The 21,640-nt window shown below is 36.9% G+C and carries 12 protein-coding genes and 4 pseudogenes; 2 read left to right on the top strand and 14 right to left on the bottom strand.

Translation table 11 applies throughout. From position 1 onward, the window contains the following. The first annotated feature begins 39 nt into the window (after nucleotides 1-39). Together EXS92_RS03925 and EXS92_RS03920 are read left to right on the top strand one after the other, a co-directional pair. Nucleotides 40-807: a sulfite exporter TauE/SafE family protein gene (locus EXS92_RS03925; protein WP_165515637.1), complete on the top strand. Its 768-nt coding sequence runs from the start codon at nucleotides 40-42 to the stop codon at nucleotides 805-807. A gap of 3 nt (nucleotides 808-810) precedes the next feature. Beyond that, nucleotides 811-1,317, top strand: a complete 507-nt coding sequence (locus EXS92_RS03920; protein WP_165515636.1) for a methylated-DNA--[protein]-cysteine S-methyltransferase — start codon at nucleotides 811-813, stop codon at nucleotides 1,315-1,317. A gap of 62 nt (nucleotides 1,318-1,379) precedes the next feature. On the opposite strand, the gene xerH is transcribed toward EXS92_RS03920, so the two are convergent. From xerH to EXS92_RS03845, 14 genes and pseudogenes are all read right to left on the bottom strand, one after another. Beyond that, a complete protein-coding gene (xerH, locus tag EXS92_RS03915; protein ID WP_165515635.1) occupies nucleotides 1,380-2,450 on the bottom strand; it encodes a tyrosine recombinase XerH in 1,071 nt (356 codons plus the stop codon). Further along, nucleotides 2,447-3,743: pseudogene (locus EXS92_RS03910) on the bottom strand (hypothetical protein). The gene xerH and the pseudogene EXS92_RS03910 overlap by 4 nt, the downstream one beginning before the upstream one ends. A 957-nt stretch (nucleotides 3,744-4,700) precedes the next feature. Next, nucleotides 4,701-5,107, bottom strand: a pseudogene (locus tag EXS92_RS08180) (hypothetical protein); the annotation flags it as partial. Between the two features lie 164 nt (nucleotides 5,108-5,271). After that, nucleotides 5,272-6,444, bottom strand: a complete 1,173-nt coding sequence (locus EXS92_RS03895; protein ID WP_165515634.1) for a pyridoxal phosphate-dependent aminotransferase — start codon at nucleotides 6,442-6,444, stop codon at nucleotides 5,272-5,274. 159 nt (nucleotides 6,445-6,603) lie between these two features. Further along, nucleotides 6,604-7,416 carry an outer membrane protein gene (locus EXS92_RS03890; protein ID WP_120901848.1) on the bottom strand — a complete coding sequence of 271 codons (813 nt, stop codon included), beginning with the start codon at nucleotides 7,414-7,416 and terminating at the stop codon, nucleotides 6,604-6,606. 221 nt (nucleotides 7,417-7,637) lie between these two features. After that, nucleotides 7,638-10,056: pseudogene (locus EXS92_RS03885) on the bottom strand (SIR2 family protein). Beyond that, nucleotides 10,053-14,891, bottom strand: coding sequence for a DEAD/DEAH box helicase (locus EXS92_RS03880; RefSeq protein WP_165515633.1), 4,839 nt, complete (start codon nucleotides 14,889-14,891; stop codon nucleotides 10,053-10,055). Before EXS92_RS03880 ends, EXS92_RS03885 begins: the two are co-directional and overlap by 4 nt. Before the next feature lie 266 nt (nucleotides 14,892-15,157). Then, nucleotides 15,158-16,459: a (Fe-S)-binding protein gene (locus EXS92_RS03875; RefSeq protein WP_165513304.1), complete on the bottom strand. Its 1,302-nt coding sequence runs from the start codon at nucleotides 16,457-16,459 to the stop codon at nucleotides 15,158-15,160. Next, nucleotides 16,456-17,829 carry an oxygen-independent coproporphyrinogen III oxidase gene (gene hemN, locus EXS92_RS03870; RefSeq protein ID WP_165515632.1) on the bottom strand — a complete coding sequence of 458 codons (1,374 nt, stop codon included), beginning with the start codon at nucleotides 17,827-17,829 and terminating at the stop codon, nucleotides 16,456-16,458. The genes EXS92_RS03875 and hemN overlap by 4 nt, the downstream gene beginning before the upstream one ends. Then, complete coding sequence (locus tag EXS92_RS03865) at nucleotides 17,829-18,344, bottom strand: DUF2603 domain-containing protein (protein ID WP_000413462.1); 516 nt, start codon at nucleotides 18,342-18,344, stop codon at nucleotides 17,829-17,831. Before EXS92_RS03865 ends, hemN begins: the two co-directional genes overlap by 1 nt. Nucleotides 18,345-18,382: 38 nt before the next feature. Further along, nucleotides 18,383-19,480 carry a chorismate synthase gene (gene aroC, locus EXS92_RS03860; protein WP_165515631.1) on the bottom strand — a complete coding sequence of 366 codons (1,098 nt, stop codon included), beginning with the start codon at nucleotides 19,478-19,480 and terminating at the stop codon, nucleotides 18,383-18,385. Next, nucleotides 19,477-20,175 carry a ribonuclease III gene (gene rnc, locus EXS92_RS03855; RefSeq protein WP_165515630.1) on the bottom strand — a complete coding sequence of 233 codons (699 nt, stop codon included), beginning with the start codon at nucleotides 20,173-20,175 and terminating at the stop codon, nucleotides 19,477-19,479. The genes aroC and rnc overlap by 4 nt, the downstream gene beginning before the upstream one ends. Next, nucleotides 20,150-20,618, bottom strand: a pseudogene (rnhA, locus tag EXS92_RS03850) (ribonuclease HI). Before rnhA ends, rnc begins: the two are co-directional and overlap by 26 nt. Nucleotide 20,619: 1 nt before the next feature. Then, nucleotides 20,620-21,630, bottom strand: a complete 1,011-nt coding sequence (locus EXS92_RS03845; protein WP_165515629.1) for a tetratricopeptide repeat protein — start codon at nucleotides 21,628-21,630, stop codon at nucleotides 20,620-20,622. Nucleotides 21,631-21,640: the final 10 nt, after the last annotated feature.

Below are 21,640 nucleotides of genomic sequence, written 5' to 3'. Positions count from 1 at the left end.
TTTCTTTTAAGAGGGTTTTTTATTTTTTTAAGGGTTTGTATGGATATTTATGCGTTATACATAGCGATAGGGCTTTTTACTGGCATTCTATCAGGGATTTTTGGCATTGGTGGGGGGATGATCATTGTCCCTATCATGCTCGCAACCGGGCATTCTTTTGAAGAATCCATTGGTATTTCCATTTTGCAAATGGTGCTTTCATCGTTCGTTGGCTCCGTTTTGAATTTCAAAAAAAAATCGCTTGATTTTTCTTTAGGCTTGTTGATAGGGGCAGGGGGGCTGATAGGAGCGAGTTTTAGCGGATTTGTTTTAAAAATCGTTTCCAGTAAAATTTTAATGGTTATTTTCGCGCTTTTAGTCGTGTATTCTATGATCCAATTTGTTTTAAAACCCAAAAAAAAAGATTTTATAGCGGATACTAAACGCTACCATTTGCAAGGTTTAAAATTATTTTTAATTGGCGCGCTCACCGGGTTTTTTGCTATCACTTTAGGGATTGGTGGGGGGATGCTCATGGTGCCTTTGATGCATTATTTTTTAGGGTATGATTCTAAAAAATGCGTGGCACTAGGGTTATTTTTCATCTTGTTTTCTTCTATTTCAGGAGCTTTTTCTTTAATCTATCATCACATCATCAATAAAGAAGTGCTTTTAGCGGGGGCGATTGTGGGATTAGGCTCTGTTATGGGCGTGAGCATTGGGATTAAATGGATCATGGGGCTTTTGAATGAAAAAATGCATAAAGTTTTGATTTTGGGGGTGTATGGTTTGTCGCTATTGATTGTTTTATACAAACTCTTTTTTTAATTGATGGTTTTATACCACTACTATTTTAAGACCCCTAAGAGTTTCCCTTTAGAGTATTTGCATTTGTGCGCTAATGAGAGCCATTTATTAAGATTGGATTTTGATGCGAGCAATTTTTCTCATAACACCCCTATGAATACCCCATTAAAACTCAGCGTTCAAGCCTTGGAGCGTTATTTCTTGGGGCAACTTTTTGAATTTAATGCACCTTTAGATTTGATAGGGACTTTTTTTCAAAAACAAGTTTGGTCTGCATTAATGACTATCCCTTATGGCAAGACAAAAAGTTACGATGAAATCGCAAAGCTCATTAATAACCCTAGATCTTGCAGAGCTATTGGCAACGCTAATCGCAATAACCCTATTTCTTTGATCGTGCCTTGTCATAGAGTGGTGCGTAAAAATGGCGCTTTAGGGGGGTATAATGGGGGCATAGAAGTCAAAAAGTGGCTGTTAGAATTTGAAAGCAAAATTTTAAATGAGCGAGCTAAAAATTTTTTGATTTCTTAAAAATGGGGGTTTTAGTTATTTTATAGTAAAAATCCTTTTTTTAAGGAAGTAGGGGGGTGTTTTTATTTTTCTTCCCAAATGCTCGCCGCTTCTTTTAAACGTTCTTTGTCAAAATGCGTGTAAATCCTGCTCGTATTCAAGCTCGCATGCCCTAGAGCTTCTTGGACTAAAATCAAATCATGGCGTTTTTGATAAAGCAAGGTCGCAAAAGAATGCCTTAACATGTGTGCCCCATTTTTCTCCCGCCTAAGTCCGGCAAAATTGATAATACGCTCCACTTGCTTATACAAATAAGCTTGCGTTAAAGCCATGCCTTTTTGGTTGCAAAACAATAAATCGTTTTTAACGGGATACAATTCCCTTTCTGTGAGCCATTCTTTCAAAAGGCTCTCAATGTGGAAAGATTTGAGCATCACCGCTCTGTATTTATCGCCCTTGCCTTTAATCAAAATCGTATAACAGCCATTTTCTAAAGTGAAATCCTTTATTTTAAGCTGCAAGGCTTCATTAGAACGCATGCCTGTAAAAACGATGATTTTAATGAGCAGGCGGTTTCGTGCGCGCACTTTAGCGGACATTTCTATTTTATCAATGCTCTCTAAAAACTTTTCTAATTCTTCATTGTTTAAATGAGTAGGGAGCTTGTTGCCTGCGCTTTGATTGGTTCCGCTGATGTTTTTAAGCGTGATATTATAGATATAAGATTTTTCATTTCCATCTTGATTTTGCTTGTCTATATAGCTAAAAAGCCCTAACAGGGCAATCCGGTAATTTTTCTTAGTGGCTAAACTCAAACCTCCGGTATAAATACTCAAAAATTCAGCCAACATGACTTCGTCTATGCTTTTGAGCGATTTTAAAGAAAGCTTTTGAGCGTATTCGTAAAATTTGAGTAGGGGCAATGCGTAGGTGTTGATACCTAGTAATCCGGCATTACGGGCTTTTTTGCAAACTTTTTCTAATTGGCTTGAATTGATGAACGCATGATTGAATTCGTTCAAGCATTCAAAAACCTTGTTTTGATCTTTCACTTGGGAATTAGACAGGCTCGTGCATTTGTAACGCAAAAAGCGCCCTATCCATAGCAAAAGATTTTCTACAGGGTCTTTTAATTCTTCTAGGGGGTGTTTCATTTAGGGTTTTTAAACTGATCTAAATCGTCATCATGCGGCGTATCATTGGGCGTTTTTTGCGTTATAAGCGCGTTCGCAATAAGTTTGTTGCTAACTACCTCACCTTGTTTTAAATCATCAGCAATTTGATTGATTTTAAGGTTCTGTGCCGAACCTATTTTATGTTGTTCTCTCTTCAATAACTTCTCTTTCTATGCTCTCTATTTTTTCAATGTCAAAAACTTTAGGATAACTGCGCCACTGACTATGCTGAATAGATAATTTTATGTCATCCTCAAATACCCCAGTAACAATATTAGGCATGCATGTCGCTTTTATTTGAACCTTATCAATTTCCTTAAAACTCATACTACTACAATTGCCACCAGGCTGTTTTGAAAAGAATGTAGCTGCCTTATTTTTTAAGCGTGTGAGAGATTGCGGTAATTGACTAGGCACTGAGAATGTAATATCTGAGAACTCAGCCCACATCTCATTAAAATCACCAGATAAAGTGCTCACCAATTCTACCTTATAAGTGTTTTCTTTATCATGAATAGCGTTTTTACAATAACAGATCGCCTCTTGATCAAACAATCTTGCCAATAACAACAAATAATTTCTTAAATTGAATGTCTTGCTTGGCTCGTTTTGAAATACAAAAAAACTTATTTCTTTGTTAGGCAAAATATCGTTTTCTACCTTTTCTTTCCAATAACCAATCGCTTGAATATAACCAAGAAAATCACGCTTTCCATCTAAAAAAGATTTTAGGCGTTGCGTTTCTTTCACATAGTCGCTATAAGAGTATTTGTATCTAGTGATAAATCCTTGAGCAGACATGAAATCTTTCATTGTCGCTTTGCTCTTATCTGTTGTGAATTTATCCACAAAAGCTTTATTGAACGTTTTACAATTACAGAGTTTTCTATAAATGCCATCATTTTCTCTAAGGAAATCCCTAGTTAAAGAATCGCTTTTAGCTGCTTTTATAAGTGCTTTTTGCTCTTCATCAGTAAAATCCTTTGTAAAAACTCCTTTAAAAGGTCTAAACGCTGAGATAATCCCAAAAGGTAGTCCGCTCCTAATTTTCTCATACACTCTATTAAGCTTAGCGCCCTCAATTGCATAAACTTCAGCAGCATAAGCTTCAGTAGGGTTGTTCTTAATATTAGAGATTTCATAGCCAAGAAAAATCTTATCGTCCTCATCGCCAATGCCAAAAAAATCTAAAATATTTACACACAACTTATCGTCTATCACTCTAACTTTTTTATCATTTTCAAATTCTAAAAAATCATAATTCAATAACATCCAACACCTCTTTTAATTTATTTGCAAAAATAAAAACGATCCTTAAAGGCTGATTTTAGCACCAAAACTAAAACCATTCCCAAATGATGAATAGGGGGTGTTTCATTTAGGGTTTTAGCTTATTCTTTCAAGTGTGTGTCAAGAATAAAAGAGCCTTCTCTAACATATATGCTTAAAGAACCGTGGCTATAATTTTCAACAAGCCGATCAACATTCTCTAGATCCAATGCTTCTCTAGGCACTTCAATAATAAATTCTAATTTTTCATCTAAAAAGTTAACAATATCAAAGATAAAATGGAATGTATTGTAGTTGAAATTATATCGAACTCTTCTTATTAACACATAAGTGATAATTGGCGGTTGAGATGGTTGAAACGATAATTGATTTAAAGCCTCAATAATACGATTCGATAGATCTTGCTTTATTTTGTGATAATTTTTGCAATAATTGTGTTTCTAGATCCTTAGGATCTATGAAACAATAGCTAGAACCTGTATATTCCTTGCTTGCATAAAATAAAGCATTGTTGATAATTTTTTCACCAACTATCTTACCACTTTCTAAATCTTTAGCAATTTCATTGATTTTAATGTTTTGTACAGAGCTTTGCTTATATGTCTTATTCTTTTCACTCTTTCGTTGATCTCTTTCTTCAATCACTCGTGCCTTTAGTTTATTTATTGTTTCACTTGGTAGGGTTTCAGAATAGTCAAGCAAAAATGTCTCACGAAACCGCTTATAGTGCGACTTAATATCTTCCATGTGTTTTTCAAAAGTTGAGTTTATGCGAAAATCACTACTTGAATATTTATTGTCTACAAAACAATCATTATGGGGATACAATGTTATGGAGATACGATCATTTATTATTTTTTTATTTTTTATTAAAAAATCTTTATAATCTTCAATTGGATTCTCATCTAATACAAAAGAATAAAACTCATTCCTCAACTCCAAAAGAGAATCCCAAAAAGTCTTGGGGTTTGAAATTCCAATTTTAACTTTTGTAGATCCGAATTCTTTCCCAAAAAAATGCGTTCTTGTTTCTAGGAATTTTATCTCTTTTGTGTCGGTGTTTTGCGTGTCTTGCTTGTTTTCGCAATAACAAATCGCTTTTGGCTTACAATAATATGTTGTGGCTAACACCAATAAGTAGTTTTTTAAATTGAATGTCGCACTTGGCTCGTTTTCATATACAAAAAACAAGCTTTCGCGTAGCTATTCATTATTTCATCAAAATACGATGATGGTTCAATTAGTTTATTAAAAGTGATAACCCCAAAAGGCGAGCCATTATTGATCTTGTCAAAAAGCATTTGCCATTCTTCAGAATTATTGTTATGATCAAATCTTATTGCCATTTATTATTCCTTTCTCAAAAATCTCTTTTAGTTATGAAAACTACACTTTTCAAACTTTTAAATCAAACCATTATACCACGCTATGCCACTAACTACAATATAAAATCCCAAAATAAAATCCTAAACAAGATTAACCCCCCCTTTTTTTAAATACCAATTCTTTTTTATCCCTTTGATTTGACAAAGCGAGCGATGCGTTCAATCCCCTTTTCAGTCTGTTCTTCTGAGCATGCAAAAGACAAACGGACATAGCCCTCCAATCCAAAAGCCTTTCCAGGCACTAACGCCACGCCTTCTTTTTCTAATAACTCATGGCAAAATCGCATCGAATCCCCCCCACAAAGGCTGCCAATATTAATAAACAGATAAAACGCCCCATCAGGTTTCAAAGCATTCAACCCTCCAATCGCATTGATTTTTGCGTGGGCTAAATCACAGCGTTTTTCAAAAGCCTGACGCATCGTTTCAATTTCCTTATCCACCAACCCCTCAAGCGCCACAATAGAAGCCATTTGCGTGATAGAATTGATATTGGAAGTGCATTGGCTTTGCAAGTTGTTCATCAATTTGACTAACTTTTTATCCTTGCTCGCCGCATAGCCCATACGCCAGCCTGTCATCGCCACTGACTTGCTCAAGCCATTAATGGTAATGGTGCGTTTTTTCATCTCTTCACTCACCGCCGCGCAAGAAACAAACTCCCCTTTATAGACAAGCTTTTCATAAATTTCATCGCTAAGCACCCAAACTTTTGTCTCTTTCAAAACTTCGCCCAAAGCCTCTAATTCCGCCTTGCTATAAAGCATGCCGGTAGGGTTTGATGGGGTGGTGAGAATGAGCATTTTCGTTTTGGGGCTTAAGGCGTCTTTAAGCTGCTTGGGGGTGATTTTAAAATGGCTTTTTTCATCGGTTTGAATGAATTTGCTCACCCCATTGCTGTATTTCACAAGCTCAGGGTAAGTTACCCAAAAAGGCACAGGGATAATCACCTCATCGCCCTCCTCTATTAAAGCTTGAATCGCATTGAACAAGCTTTGCTTAGCGCCATTACTCACTAAAATTTCACTCAGCTCATAATCCAAGTTGTTTTCTTTTTTCAATTTAAAAGCGATCGCTTTGAGTAATTCAGGAATCCCAGCCACTGGAGTGTATTTCGTAAAGCCGTCATTTAGGGCTTTTATAGCCGCATCTTTAATCGCTTGTGGGGTGTCAAAATCAGGCTCGCCCGCTGAAAAACTCAAAATATCTTTTCCTTGCGATTTTAATTCTTTAGCGAGCGTGCTGATAGCGATCGTTGTGGATTCTGAAAGGGATTGGACTTTAGAAGAATAGGGCATGCTTAATCCTTATTAAATTTTTGGATTATCATAACATGATCAAAAAGATTTTAATTCTAATTTTCAAAAAACTTTCAAAAATGTTTCAAAAGAAAGCGGTGGTCTATGGAGAAAACTCTAATTGAAAAACTTCAATTAGAGAAAAACAAGCGTTTTAAATCAGAAATTGTAACGATACCCTACATAAAGGCTGTATTGACGGCGGTAAGTGAAGCTCAAATTCCCATGGTTAAAATAATAAACATTGATAGTAGGAATCTTCACGCCAAAGTCAAATTCTTGATGCTGGCCAATATGGGTGCGAATCCCTAAATTAAAAAGGAACTGGAAAATCGCCGGATCAAGGCTATAAGAGGTGTGCTTATAAGGGCTTTTAGTTTCCAAAAAGGCCCCTGTCGTATTACCCCAAGAGTTACCCGCGATTTGAGCCCCAAAAAAGAAACCAAAACTCGCGTCTTCTTTATTAATGACATTGTATAAAGTGTCAATACCCACACCATAAGTGAACATGTCAGACAGATTGCCCATAGTCCCTACTTTGGTCGCACATGGTTGGTGAAGCTCGCACACCCCACCATTATCTGATGTCAAAGCGTTCGCTCCAAACACGGCATGCCCATAATCCATAAAGCCGTAATAACGGGCACCAAACCATCTCTTCTCCCCAAAAAACTGCTTATAACCCACAGTAAGCCCTAAGCCTTGCATAACGGCGAGATAGTCGGTTTTACCCACAGGAAACTTAGGATAGTTAAATTCACTGCTCTTTGGGGGGTTTTTAACGCTTTGTGAAGCCTGACCGACTTGATAGCTAATCCCCAAATACCAAGCGTTTTTCTCGCCTTTCACTGCTTTATACTCTTTTGGCTTTTCCAATTGCTTTTGCACTTCTGTGCTACCTTCTGCTGCCAAAAGACTATTACCTAACACTACCGATAAACAGAGCGTTTTAAACACTACAAACTTTTTCATACAACATTTTTCCTTCTAAAAGTCTACATTTCGTATAATAATAACATAATAATCTATAAAAAACCTAAATTCTTAAGAAAAACACCCCTAAAACTTAAAATTTTAAATTTTCTAGGGGGTTTTAGCGGTTTGGCTCTGCGATTTTTTCTGTTTTTGGGGGGGTTTCTTAATAAAGTTTAATAAACTTCCAATGTTTTAAACAATGAGTATTAGGAAATAATCTATTCTTTTTTAAAACTATTCTCACAATCTTTAAGCAAAGCAAGCATCCTATCAAGCGCATCTTCTTGCATTGCTTGTTTAAGTAGTTGCTCATGAATAGGTTGTTCATTATTGAACTTTTTCGCTGTTTCTCTATTCATGTATTTATTTTTTAGTTCCAAGAATATTTTTTGATATTGCTCGCTATTTAAAATGCATACTCTGTGCATGTTGTGTGTTAGAAGTAAATAATTTTCATCTTCTTGTATTGTCTTTCTATTTTGATTCTTTTCCCAAATATTGAGCAAAAATTTTTTTACATTTTGATTGACGCTATCGTTATTCTTCGTAATGGGAAATAAATCGCAAATGAGAAAATTGGAAATGAATATCTGTGTGTCATTAGGAAGTTCCATTGTTTTTTTAATGAGCGTATTAATTAGGGCTTGTTGTATGGGATCTAGCTCAATATTATATTGTTGCAAAATATAAAGCAAATTTTGCATACAGGGTGAACCTTGTAGAATCATTAAATATCCTCCGAAATTCTCAGTTAGTTTCTTAACAAAAGAAAAGAGAATATGACACAAAATAGAAAACTTGATCTCTGTTTTAATTTCCATTTTAAATTTATTCCATTGTTTTGTAATGAAATATCCCATCGAATCGTAACCATTCCGTAGAATGTCTTCATCTATTTTTTCTTGACATATTTCAATAATAGCATCAAATACATTCTGATCCAACTCTATCCAAGCGCTTAATACCAAAAAATTCTTAAAAAGTCTGCTAAATTCAGTTTCAAATATATCAATATTAACAAATTGAAAAGAAATATTTTTAAAAATCCCTATCAAGTCAATATCCTTTTCTGTTTTAAAAATAATGTTTGTTTTTTGAAAATATTGATTGAGTTTTTGTATTAGAGTTTTGTTGTCAAAATATTTCAAGATGCAGTAAATTTGTTCTGATTTCAAAGTAATCGGTATTGCTTCATTATTGTTTCTTCTTTTTTCTTGGATCTGATATATTTCTAAAAAAGAAAAGAATATTTCAATCATTTGTTCAAAAAATTTCTTTTGATTTCCATTAATAATAAGGAAATGGAAATATTCTAATAGGGTTTTTTTGAATATTTTATCAGCTTTAGTTTGTTAGTACTTCTTCTTTTAGCTGATAGGCTTCTATCAAGTTAGTATCGAGTGTGGTGCCAATATCTCTAATATGTTTTAACTGCTCTCTTTTATAAAAAGGGAGTTCATAAAAACTCTCATTTAGATCTATTAATATTCTTTCTTTATGGTAGGTTTGTAACCTTTCCATTTCTTTATCATCAAATCTATCATAAGACAATGGCATATTATACATATTATACAGACTAATATACCAAACATCATAGTTTCTTTCACGAAAGGCTTGTTTAGAAGTTATTTTTAATACTTCAAAGGCTTGAATGCCTTTTCTGAGGTGATAGAATAAAAACACTTTTTCTAACTCATTAAGAACGCTAAAGTTTTTTAATGATATTTCATTAATTCTTTTTTTCATTGCTTCATAATCAAAATTAAAAATCATTCTTCTTAGTTGCTTGGTTGAAGAAAAGATTGCGTTGTAATTTTTAGAAATATCTGTGGGTTTAGCTTTTATTTCTTTTAGAAATTTTATCAGTTCCTCATAATGTCCTTGTTTTTCAAAATATTCTTGGGTATAAAGAATGTGAATGTTTTTATTTTTGTAAAATTCAAATTCAATCCTATCAAATTCTTTGGCTGTTTTAATAAAATAGATTGGTTTTACACTTTTTGAATGAGAATTTACCCAAGAAATAATTTGCTTTACATTTTGATCACTCAATGAGTAGCCAAGTAAAATCACTGTATCCGTTGAAAAAACTCCTTTAATATAGTTTTCAATCAAAGGGAAATACTTACTATATTCTAGATAATCTTGCTCTTTAAATACAATGTTGTTTTCATCTAAACTTCCATGCATTTTAATAAACTTTGCAAAGCCGGTTGAGCTCCCAATATCTTTATCGCTCTTTATGATATTAAAAAATCTTCCTTCTTCATTAATTGCTTGCTCAAACAGATTGTCCCAATTTGTCGTGATTAAATTTTTAATGTTCAATTTGACAATCTCCAAATGCAAATCATTTTTCTTTGCACTATCAGGGATTAGAGATTTTAAAGTTTGGTAATAAGAACTCTCTCCAAATTGATTGTAAAATTTTTCTGCAAGGACAAGGTAATCCTCATTTTTTTTAGTCTCACCATAAAGACGCTTTTGAAGCTCATTGATCAAATCACCCCATTTAGGCAATTTTGATTCAGCGCTTATTCCAGCTCCTGCGAATATGCTTAAATAGTTTTCATTGTGAGCTTTCCTAATATTGTCTATTGATGTCTCAATAAACTCTTTGTATTGTTGGCTATTCACTCAAACCTCTTCGTGCTGATCTTTTCTATCAAATCCACGCTTTTTACCGAAAGGGTGATGACCCTACAAAGGAGTTCAAAAACGTATTTGCCGCCGGCGTAATGATTCGGATTGTTTTCAATCAAGCTGTCTTTATCTTTAGTGATTGAATAGCGTTCGATCACCCAGTCAATCGCGCTTTTGCCATTCACCACATACTCAAAGGCTTTTTTAGGGATTTGAGTGATAGCGATGTTTTGGTTATAAAGGATGCGATCCCCTTTTTTATCCTTTTTCATTTGAACCACATCATAATAGCCCTCCACTTCGGCGTTCTCTAGTAGGTTATGTTTAACGCTTGTGTGCATTTCCCCATTCTCATAGTTCAAATGCAACTCTCCTAATTCTTTGCCAAGCACAGAGAGTTCTTTAAAATCCTCGCTCAAAGCGATTCGTGGCGCTTCTTTGGCGAGGGAATTTTGGTATTTTTCCAAATAGCCTTTATGGTGGAAAATCGCATAAATGTAATAAAAAATTTCTTCTTCAGTAATAGCATTATCTTTATAATGCCTCCTAAAGAGATTGAGTGCATAGCCGCTGATGGCGTTATAGCGGTTCCCCAAATCATCGTAATAATACAAGGGGTAAGCTTGGGTGTCGCCTATAAAATGCTTATCAGGGATAGCGTCCCCTATAAGTGAGCAAAAATTTCTTGTGGTTGTATTAATCACCACATTGTGCGCGCCTTTATCCGGGAAAATTTTTTTCATTGAGAAAAAACTCCAAGCAAGCTCTCGCTCGTAGTAAAAATATTGTTTGTTAAAAGGGCGATACAAACTAACAGAGATTTTTTCTTGCGAAAAATCATCAAGTTTTTTCCCTTTTATCAGTTGCGTTTTAAGATTTTGAACCCATGCGATTTTCGTTTTATCGGTGGTGATTTCTCTATCATTTAGGTGTTTGTAACGATCGGCTGGTTTGATACCTTTATCTTTAGCCGTGCGTTGTTTGAAAGCTTCCCTGAAACGCTCATTGAAGCGCTCCAAATCAGCGTTATAAGTGTCAATGCATTTTTGCACCGATTGCATTAAAGCGTTTAGCGAAAAATTATACACCCAAGGATCACGACCGCTTACCACCCCCATAGAATTAATATCAAAAATAGTATCAAATATTTTGAGTTTTGGGTCTCTTTTTAAAGGGATGAGCTTTTCAAAATCGTCATTCCTTTGGTTGATCCAATCGCCTTTGTCATTGGGGGTGATTGTTTTAAAAGCGATTGCATCTAGGTTTAAAAAGTTAGCGAGCCGATTGAGCTTTTCTTCTCTTTTCAAATAATCCCCAATATCGTAGTAATGGATCGTGCTATTTTTCACGCTTGTGTCTTTGACAAAAAAGATAATCGCTATCGTCGCCCTTGATCCGCTATCAAAAATTTTCCCTCCCTCTTTTTTAGACACTTCTCCCGAAGTGCGCTGATTGCCCCTCAAATTCAGCGCATAAAGGCGCGAAAATTCTTTGGCCACGCATTTTCTAAACCCGTCCGCGCTTTTAGAGTCAATGAAACTCCCATTCACCACAAAGCCTAGCACCCCTTTATCTCTTAAAAGATCGCTCGCCATGCGGATGCTGTGGATGAGCGTGTCTCGTGTGGTGTTCCCCACTTTAGCGGTGGAATTTTTGCCGTAAGTTTCATAAACCCATTTTTCCAGCTTAGGGTGTGAAAGGTTTTGGTTGTTGTCGTTTTCGCTTTTAGTGCCACTTGAATAAGGCGGGTTGCCTATGATGACTCTAATGTTTTGTTTTTCTATAGTGGATTTGATTTCTTTGTTTTCTTTCAAATCCTCAAATAAAGGGAATACCCCCTTAGCGCTTTTTTCTTCTAAATAATCCAAGCTGTCCGTGAGCGCGATGTTTTTGAAATTTTTTAACGAGCCATCCCTACTTTGCGCGGCTTGGGTGATGTTGATTAAAGCGATATAATAAGATAAAAGCACGATGTCAAAAGCGAACAAATGGTTTTGAAACTTCTCTTTCAAGGCTTCATCGCTAATGAGATTATTTTCTTTAGAAAGCAAACGAGCGATAAAACTCCCGGTGCCAGTGAAGGGGTCAAAAATCGTGATGTTTTTATCGTTAAAATCCGTGTTGAAATGCTTTTTCAAAATGCCGTTAGTGGCCCTTAAAATGAAATCCACCACCTCTATAGGCGTATAAACGATCCCTAGTTTTTCGCTTTGCTTTCTAAAGGCTTCTTTAAAGAAAGTGTTGTAGAGGTTTTTAATGAGTTCTTGTTGGCTTTTTTGGCTTTTGGCACGCATGGCTTCTGTTTTCACGCTTTCATAGAGGTTTTTAAGACCTTTAGTTTCTCCTTGTAATCCCAGAGTGGAGAGTTTTTGAACCATTTTATCCAAGGCTTTAGCGATAGGGTTTTGAATATTGTCCCCAAAAATCGCATCAAAAATGGGCTTAGTGATGATATGAGAGGTGATCATATCTAAGGCTTCATCTTCTTTGATGCTTTGGTGGATATTGCCTCTTAACGAAGTTAAAAAGTTGTCAAAAATTTCAGGGTTTTTTTCAAAAATATCTTTCAAGCGATGATTCAAGGTTCTTGCGATATTGCCCGTTTTTTTGGCGAAATTTTCCCAATAATTCCTGTCCCCTAATTTAGTGGGCATGACATTATACACAGCGTTCGCTAGATCTTGCAGCAAGATAGCGTCAAAAAGGGTTTTTTGGGCTTCTTTGGGATCGGATTGCTCGGTTTTATCTTTTTGTAACTCGTCATCGTCTGGATTTTTTGCGTCATCGCTCCCGAAGATTTTGATTTTTTCTTTGAAAGTGGCTTCATCAACTAAACTAGGATCATGGCTTCTTAAGGCTTTTAGCACTTTCCAAATGTTTTGGAAATTGGTGTTTTTGACGGCTTCATCTAGGTTTTTAATCTCGCTCTCTTTTAAAGCGATAGGCAAAATGATATAGCCTCTTTTCTTGTTTTTGGCTTTTCGCATCACCCTACCCACCGCTTGGATAATATCCACCATCGCGCTTCTGCCATCAAAAAAGATCACGCTATCAAGCGCTGGGACATCCACCCCCTCGCTCAAACACCTAGCGTTGCTTAAAACCTTACAAATGTTAGGCTCGAATTTATTGAGTTCTTCTAATTTGTCAAGCCTCTCCTTACAATTCATGGTGCCATCAACATGATCGATATTGATTTGTAGGTTTTTAAAACTCTTTTTCTTCAGCTCTTCATCATAGCATTCCATGATCGTTTCAAAGGAGTCTTTGATATTTTTACTCGTTTGTATGCTTTTACAAAAGCTTATGGCTCTTTGAGAAACAAAGGTGTCGGCTTTGTTTCTCAAGTCGTTGTCTTCTTGGTTTTCATCGTCTAAAGCGATCACATCCTGCTTGGCTAGCCCTTTATGCGTGCCAACGATCTTGCAAACAAATTCGTTATTGATGAGCTTTTTATCCAATTTAGTGCCTTTGGCTTCAAGCTGGCTGATCTTTTTATTCACGCTGTTAGTAACGCCGCTTAAATTTTCTGATCGCACCGCTAAAATGATGACTTTGTAATCGGTTAAGAGATCTAAAGCGATCGCTCGTTCAAAATTGAGCTTATAAATTTCTTCGCCAAAAGTCTCTTCATCGTCCATGGAATAGATAACGTTATCTTTCTCTTTGGCTTTAGCTTTGGAACTTTCGCTATACACTTTAGGCGTGGCGGTCATATACAGGCGTTTTGTAGCTTTGATATTTTCATCGCTGTGGCAAAGCGTGAAAGCGTTTTTATCGTCCCTTTCATTGGTAGAATACATAGCCCCTACTGTTCTGTGGGCTTCATCGCAAATGATGAGATCGATTCCATTCAAACCCGCTTCTTGCGCTTCTTTAATACGCAATGCGCTTTGATAAGTTGAAAAGATAATGAAGCGTTTGTTTTCTTTTTGCGCTTTTTCATAAGTGCTTAAAATGTCTTCAAGGCGGGTGGAGGGCTTTAAAGGGAGCTCAGAAAATTTAATATCGCCATTGTCTTCGTTCTTGCTCTTATTTTTCTTACTTTGCCCGGTTTTATCATCGCTGCACACGATAGAAGCGTAAAAAGGCTCGCTTTTTTCTTGCGCATATTCCCTAAAAGTTTGAGAAAGCAAGGCGATGCTTGGCGCTAGAAAAAGCGTGATCTTGGGATCTAAAGCTTCCATGATTTTTAAAGAAGTGTAGGTTTTGCCTGTCCCGCATGCCATAATGAGCTTGCCTCTAGCGTTTTTAGGGTCAGAAAAATACTCTTTGGTGGCGTTTATCGCTTCTGTTTGGTGAGGGCGCGGCCTTTTCTTATCGCATAAGGGGATTTCGTCTTCGGTTTTTGTGGGATCAAACTTTTCCCAATCAATACGAGAATAAATGAAATCCTCTTCAGTGATTTCATCAATGTCAATCCCCATTCCTGCGCTTCTGATTTGCTCAATTGCTTTAAGGGCTTCAGAGGTTAAATTAGAAGTGGAGATGATGATCCCTTTTTTAAACTTGACCTCCCCTACCCCGATTAGCAATTGGGTTAAAAAAGTTGAAATGTCGTTATACGAGATGCTGTTTTGATGGAATTTGCATTGCACGGCGATGTATTCTTTTGAAGTCGTTTGAATGACTATATCAATCCCCTTATCGCACTCCTTCCCCCTTAATTTCCAATCATACCAAAGATCAATAGACTCGTATTCGTTAGCGCTGTCATGCTCGTATAAAAATTGCTTAGAAATTTTTTCAAACAAGCTCCCTTTATGGCGAAGGTTAGGTATGGCGTGCAGTTTTTCTTTGATGAGTTCGTAGGCACTGATTTCTTGCATTTTTCATTCCTTATAGTGGCGTTAAAGTTCTGTATTATATAAAAAAATAGGATTTTAATTAACTTGCTTTATTGTTTTAGATTTCATTTTATTGTCAAACTCTTAAGGGAATAAGGGGGGATATTTTGAAATAATTCCCCCCCTACAACCCCCTTTAACAACCCCCTAACCCAAGAAGACCGCTTTTTCTAATAAGCTATCGTTTGCTTTTCGCAAGCTCTTTGATATTTTAATTGTTAAAAATGCCTTTAAGCGCTTTTTAACCTCTATTCAGCGCTTTTTAAAGCTTTAGCGATGAGTTCTAAAGGGTGTGAAAAAGAGGGGGTGTTAGGGTCGTCTAAAGACTTTAGAGCGTTGTTTAATTGCATGTGGCATGCCCCGCATTCTGCGCTCAAAATTCTAGCTTTGGTGTCCATGATTTCTTTAGCCCTGAGAAGCCCCACTTTTAAAGAAAACTCCGCCTTTTCGGTTTGCATTGTAATCCCCCCAAAACCGCAGCAATTGTCCGGCATTTCTTTAATTTCATAATGCGAATTGAGCAAATTTCGCACTTCTTTATGGGCGTTTAGGGTTTTTTTGGCATGGCAAGGGTTATGATAAGTGATAGCCTCTTTTTTTCCCTTAGGGATTTTTTCTAAAAGACTTTTTAAAGGGGTGTGTTTCTCTAAAAACACGCTCGCAAGATAGATTTTAGGCGTGATCTTTTCCAAGCGCTTCACATACAAATCCCTATCTGTTTCGCCTAAAAACACCTTGTAATAATCATTGATAAGCATGCTAGCGCATGTGGCTTCAGGCACGATGATCGCATCCACTTTATCTAAATAGCTTTCAAAACATTCTATGTTTTTTTTCACTAAAAAAAGCGTGGTGTCTTTATCGCCGGTAAAATACGCAGGCGCTGCACAGCATTCTTGCTTAGGGATGATCGCTTGAATGTTGAGCTTTTCTAAAATATACAACAAGCTTTCCCCCACTTGCTGGTAATGGTAATTGCTCAAGCACCCTATAAAGATCGCCACTTTTTGAATGGGGTTTTCTAAAGGCTTAACCTCTGTGTGCTTTTGTAAGAAACTTTTTTGATTTAAGGGAGGCAGAGCGCTTTTTTTAAAGCGTTTGAACAAGCCTTTAAACACCGCCCTAGGCTCTAAACTATCCCCTACTTGCTTGAAGATACAAGGGGCTAAAAAATGCGCAGTTGAAAACACTCTATCCATTTTTTTGCGGTTTTTTAAAAGGGAAAAATAGGATTTTTTATACCAAGCGATGCCATGCTTTTGAGCGATTTTTTCTCTGGCTTTTTCTATTAAGGTGTCTATGGGCAAATGAAAAGGGCAAATTTCCACGCAAGCGGTGCATAAAAAACAAGTTTCTAAAAGGTGTTTTAAATTCGTGTCTAATTGGAGCTTGTTTTGAGCGTTTAGGTGCATCAAATCTAAAAAGCCTCTAGGCGAAGTCGCCTCGTCTTTATGAATGCGATATATGGTGCAGCCTGGCACGCATTTAGCGCATTTAACGCAAGCGTCCCCTACTTCTTCAAAAATATTTTCATTAACATTTTCATTCATAGCGTTTTACTGAAATGTTTTTCGCCCCCACGCAAATACGCGTCAAACTCCATGGCCATGTTTCTTACGAGCATGCCCCCTGTTCTTGTCATCTCAAAGCCTTTAGAATTGAAAGAAAGCAAGCCCGCTTCTTCATAAGGCTTTAATTTTTCTAATTCTTTTTTAAAATGCGCTTTAAAATCAACAGAAAATTTTTCTTCAATCTTAGAGTAATCCAATTTTAAATTGCTCATCATCTGCATGATCACTTCTTTTCTCAACGCATCTTCTTGACTGAGCGCTACACCCCTTTCTACCGGTAAATGCCCCAAATCAAGGGCTTTTTCATAGTGGTGCAAGTCTTTATAATTTTGCGTGTAATAATCGCTCCCTTCGCCAATGCTTGTAACGCCAATGCCAATGGTTTGGGTGAATTTTTTCGTGGTATAGCCTTGAAAATTACGGCGTAACTCCGCTTTTTGAAGGGCCAGATACAATTCATTATCGCTTTTAGCGAAATGATCCATGCCTATCATTTGGTAATTGGCTTTTTCTAAAAAACTAATGAGAGATTCCAAAATCTCTAGCTTGTCTCTAGGGCTTGGCAATAAGGTTTCATCAATTTTACGCATCGTTTTTTTCACCCAAGGCACATGTGCGTAATTAAACACCGCTAACCGGTCCGGATCCAATTTCAAAACCCATTCCAAAGTTTTTAAAAAACTCTCTTTAGTCTGGTTGGGTAAGCCATAAATCAAATCAAAATTAATGGATTTGATGCCGTAATCTCTAGCGAGCTTCACGGATTCTTGAACCATTTCAAAAGGCTGGATCCTATGAATGGCTTTTTGGACTTCAAAATCAAAATCCTGCACCCCAAAACTCAAGCGGTTAAACCCCCTATCAAACAAGGTTTGCATGTGTTCTTTAGTGAAATGCCTAGGGTCAATCTCACAACTCATTTCAATATCTTGGCTGAAATTGGGGAAAACTTCTTGAATGCTTTGCGTGATTTCATCTAATTGAATGGGCGAAAAAAAGGTCGGCGTGCCGCCTCCATAGTGGAATTGCACCACTTCTCTGTTAGTGTCCATGGCGTTTTTTAAAAGGGCGAGTTCTTTTTTAAGGTAGCTGATATAGCGGACTTTTTTCTCTTCTAAACTGGTGTAAATGACTGAACATGCGCAAAAATAACACGCGCTCCTGCAAAAAGGCAAATGCGTATAAAGCGATAAAGGCATGGGGTTTTTGAGGTTGTCATGGTTAAAAAACGCCGTTTTCAAGCTCTCTTCATTAAAATTTTCTTTAAATTCCACCGCTGTGGGGTAGCTGGTGTATCGTGGGCCGGGCTTGGAATATTGTGAAAATTTTTCAAAATCAATGGTTTGCATTAAAAATTTTCCTCATCGCTATTGTCAAAATTTTCAAAATTATTCTCATTAAAAGGGGGCTGTTTGAACATGTTGTCAAAATTAAAGAATAAATTAGGGTGTTCTTTTTTGATTTGTTTGACAAAATTTAGGGTGTTGATATTGGGCAAATTCCCGTCTTTTTGGCGTAAATTTTCTAACAATTGTAAGGAAACTTCGCGCACGTCTTCAAAATCAATCGGCGCTTGGGTGATAATATCCCTTTCTAATTCCGCCCTAAGCCTGGCTTCAAAAGCCTTTCTGGCGTTTTCTGCCAAAAGAGAAATCACATTGTCCGGCACTAAAACATAATTTTTATCTTCTTCATCAGAAATAAAGTAGGCTTCATTTTTTTTGAACGCCCCTTTTTCTAATTCTAAAAGCATTTCATTAGCGCTGATTTTTTTGAGAAAGGCTCTGTTTTTTTGGGTGGTTAGGCTATGGATAAGTTTTTGTGATTTGGTTTTAGAAACTCGTTTTTTAGGTAATTTTTCCACTTTTATATCCTTTTTAAGCTGATTGTATCCAATTTCGTTTAATTCTCATTATAAATCGTTTTTAAATACTCTATTTTTGAAGTCAAATTGAGTAATACCATATCGGCTAACACCAACGAAAGCAAACTCTCACACACCACGCTCCCTCTAATCGCAATGCAAGGATCATGCCTACCCTTTAACAAGCATTCGCATTCGTTATTATTAATGTCTATGGTTTGTTGAGGTTGGAAAATGCTTGGCGTGGGTTTGAAATGCACTCTAACAATAATCTCTTCCCCATTGCTCATGCCCCCTAAAACCCCTCCGCTATGATTGCTCAAAAACCCTTTTTGACTCATTAAATCGTTATACTCTGAGCCTTTTAGTAAAGAGCTTTCTACCCCCTTGCCTATTTCAACCGCTTTCACCCCGTTAAGCCCCATCATCGCTTCAGCGATTTTAGCATCCAATTTAGCGTATAGCCCTTGACCCAAGCCAATGGGGAGTTTTTGATTGGTTTTCACGCTCCTTGCCCTAATCAAAGCCACGCCCCCGATGCTATCGTGGTTTTTGATAGCGTTTTGAATGGCTGTTTTTTGCGCTTCTTCTTGTTCTTTGTCTAAGGCAAAAATCTCGCTTTTTAAGGCGTGATTAAAATCGTAATTTTTGGCTTCAATACCCCCAATTTTAATAATCCCGCTTTCACAAACAACGCCAATTTCTCTTAAAAGCATTTTAGCAAACGCCCCAGCAGCCACTCTTATAGCGCTCTCTCTGGCCGAACTCCTCCCCCCACCCCTAAAATCCCTGATGCCGTATTTATGAAAATAAGTGAAATCCGCATGGCTAGGCCTAAAAAGGTTTTTAATGTTATCGTAATCCTTGCTCCTAGCCCTTTGGTTGTGGATTAAAAACCCTATGGGCGTCCCTGTGCTAAAACCTTCAAAAACCCCGCTTGTTATTTCCACTTTATCGTCTTCTTTTCGTGGCGTAATGAAAACGTTCCTCCCCCCTTGGCGGCGCTTCATTTCATTTTCTAATAATTCATAGTCTATTTTAATCCCGCTAGGCATGCCGTCTAATACCCCCCCTATCACATCCCCATGCGATTCCCCAAAGGTCGTGAGCCTTAAAAAACGCCCCAAAGTGTTCATTTGGCTTCCTTAAGTTTTTGAAGCGCTTGATAAGCGCATTGCTGTTCAGCTTCTTTTTTACTTTTGCCTTTAGCGGTCGCATACATTTTATCTTGAATGTATAGAGCCATTTCAAATTCTTTATGGTGATCGGGGCCTTTTTCTTGGAGTAATTGGTAAGTGGGGATCACGCAAAATTGCGCTTGGGTCAATTCCTGCAAAGCGGTTTTATAGTCCATGAACAAATGCTCCAGATCCAAACGCTTGTAAGCGCGATTGAGTAATTTTTGTATGATTTTACGCACCTTAGCTAACCCCGCTTCTAAATACACCCCAGCCATTAAAGCCTCAAAAGCGCTTGATAAAATGGAGGGTTTTTCTCTCCCATTAGAAATTTCTTCAGAAGAAGAAACGCGCAAATAATCTTGCAAAGCGATCGCTTTCGCTAATTTAGTAAAACCATGCGCGCTCACAATAGAAGCCCTTAATTTAGAGAGTTTGCCCTCATCGTATTGGTAGAATTTATGGTATAGCAACTCCCCTATCACCAAACCCAACACCGCATCGCCCAAAAATTCCAAGCGTTCATTGTTTAAAGCGAGCTTGCATGATTTATGCGTTAAGGCTTGTTCCAATAAACGCTTGTCTTTAAAAGAATACCCTAAAGCTTTTTCTAGCGTTACATAAGGGCTATTTTGAGAGCGTTTGTTTTTCATCATGTTTCCCTTTAAGTGGTCGTTTTGACCCGTTTTTGCGCCTCTAATTTAGCGAGGCTGTCGCATCGTTCATTCTCGGCATGCCCGTTATGCCCCTTGATCCAAACAGCCACAATCAAATGCCCTTTAGAGACTTTTAAAAATTCTTTCCATAAATCCACATTTTTAACTTTAGAAAAATTCTTTTTTTGCCAGTTAGCTAGCCACACATTGATCGCTTGGCACACGTATTGCGAATCGCTATAAAGCGTGATATGGCATGGGCGTTTCAAAATTTTTAAGGCTTCATTGAGCGCTCTTAATTCCATGCGGTTATTCGTGGTGAAATTTTCGCCCCCACTGATGATTTTTTCTTTATCTTTATAGCGTAAAATCGCCGCATACCCACCTGGCCCAGGATTACCCAAAGAAGAACCATCGCAAAAAATTTCAATTTCTTGCATCTTAATCCACTCCCATAGCATGCGTTTTTTTAGAGATTTTAAGCACCATATCCATAAACGCTAACTGGTAACACACAGGGCATCTATGGCTTTCAAAAGGAAAGATTTGTTTGCAATGCTTGCAGCGGTATTCAAAAGTCAGACGCGCTTTCATAGGGCTATTTAATAGAGCACGTAAAACCTCTAATTCAAAAATTTGGCAAGGTTTGTTGTCCAAAAGCAGCCCTTGAGATCGCGCGATGTCTTGCAAAAGGGCATGTTTTTCTAAAATAAAAACAGGGATATTCATATCCCATAAAAGATCGATCACATTTTCTAGCCGTTTGGTGGCATCAATTTCTTGCCAAAAAAGCTTTTCATCATGCGATTTTAAGTGATTTAAAGCGATTTTTTTCAAATCTAACGACGCTTTTGAAACATGCAAGATTTTAGCCGCCTCTTCCTTATTCTCTATTAAATGCATTAAATAGAGGTAATTTTTAATCGTTTCAATTTCAGGCACTTCTAATTCTTCCAAACATTCCAGAGTCTCTAAAGCCTTTGAATAATCTTTTTCTAATTCATACGCATGCAAAAGTTTCAACAACGCTCCCACATTCCTTGGGGAAAAGCGCAAAATTTCTTTCACGGTGTCTTTTGTTTTTTGCAAATACCCCACACTAAAATAATTTTCAGCTAATAAATCTAAAACAGCGATTTTTTCTTCATCTTTTAGGGGGCGATTCAAAAGCCCTTTTAAGATTTCAATACTCATTTCTATGTCAGCGATTTTAGAATACGCCCTGGCTAAAAACATCAAACTGGAAATTTTGGCATGCTTTAAAAGTTCGTCTAAATTCTCACTGCTCGCGTAAGCGTTTTGATTTTGGGCGAATTTTTGTAAAAATTTTTTGTTTCTCTTTCGGGTGAAATACGCCCTAGCCTGTTCTAATAGAATGACAAGAGCGATAATGAAAGTGAATAAAGCGATAGAAAATAAAGAATCTTTATAGAGGAAATTGAAGTGTTGCACAATCTAAAAA

The organism is Helicobacter pylori, assembly GCF_011175115.1.
Classification (GTDB): domain Bacteria; phylum Campylobacterota; class Campylobacteria; order Campylobacterales; family Helicobacteraceae; genus Helicobacter; species Helicobacter pylori_DF.
This window is presented reverse-complemented; position numbering and strand designations above follow the sequence as displayed.

Bases quoted from the DNA above. Each gene is read 5' to 3' on its own strand.
- EXS92_RS03925 (WP_165515637.1), top strand. From the start codon at position 40: ATGGATATTTATGCGTTATACATAGCGATAGGGCTTTTTACTGGCATT.
- EXS92_RS03920 (WP_165515636.1), top strand. From the start codon at position 811: ATGGTTTTATACCACTACTATTTTAAGACCCCTAAGAGTTTCCCTTTA.
- xerH (WP_165515635.1), bottom strand. From the start codon at position 2,450: ATGAAACACCCCCTAGAAGAATTAAAAGACCCTGTAGAAAATCTTTTG.
- EXS92_RS03895 (WP_165515634.1), bottom strand. From the start codon at position 6,444: ATGCCCTATTCTTCTAAAGTCCAATCCCTTTCAGAATCCACAACGATC.
- EXS92_RS03890 (WP_120901848.1), bottom strand. From the start codon at position 7,416: ATGAAAAAGTTTGTAGTGTTTAAAACGCTCTGTTTATCGGTAGTGTTA.
- EXS92_RS03880 (WP_165515633.1), bottom strand. From the start codon at position 14,891: ATGCAAGAAATCAGTGCCTACGAACTCATCAAAGAAAAACTGCACGCC.
- EXS92_RS03875 (WP_165513304.1), bottom strand. From the start codon at position 16,459: ATGAATGAAAATGTTAATGAAAATATTTTTGAAGAAGTAGGGGACGCT.
- hemN (WP_165515632.1), bottom strand. From the start codon at position 17,829: ATGCAAACCATTGATTTTGAAAAATTTTCACAATATTCCAAGCCCGGC.
- aroC (WP_165515631.1), bottom strand. From the start codon at position 19,480: ATGAACACTTTGGGGCGTTTTTTAAGGCTCACGACCTTTGGGGAATCG.
- rnc (WP_165515630.1), bottom strand. From the start codon at position 20,175: ATGAAAAACAAACGCTCTCAAAATAGCCCTTATGTAACGCTAGAAAAA.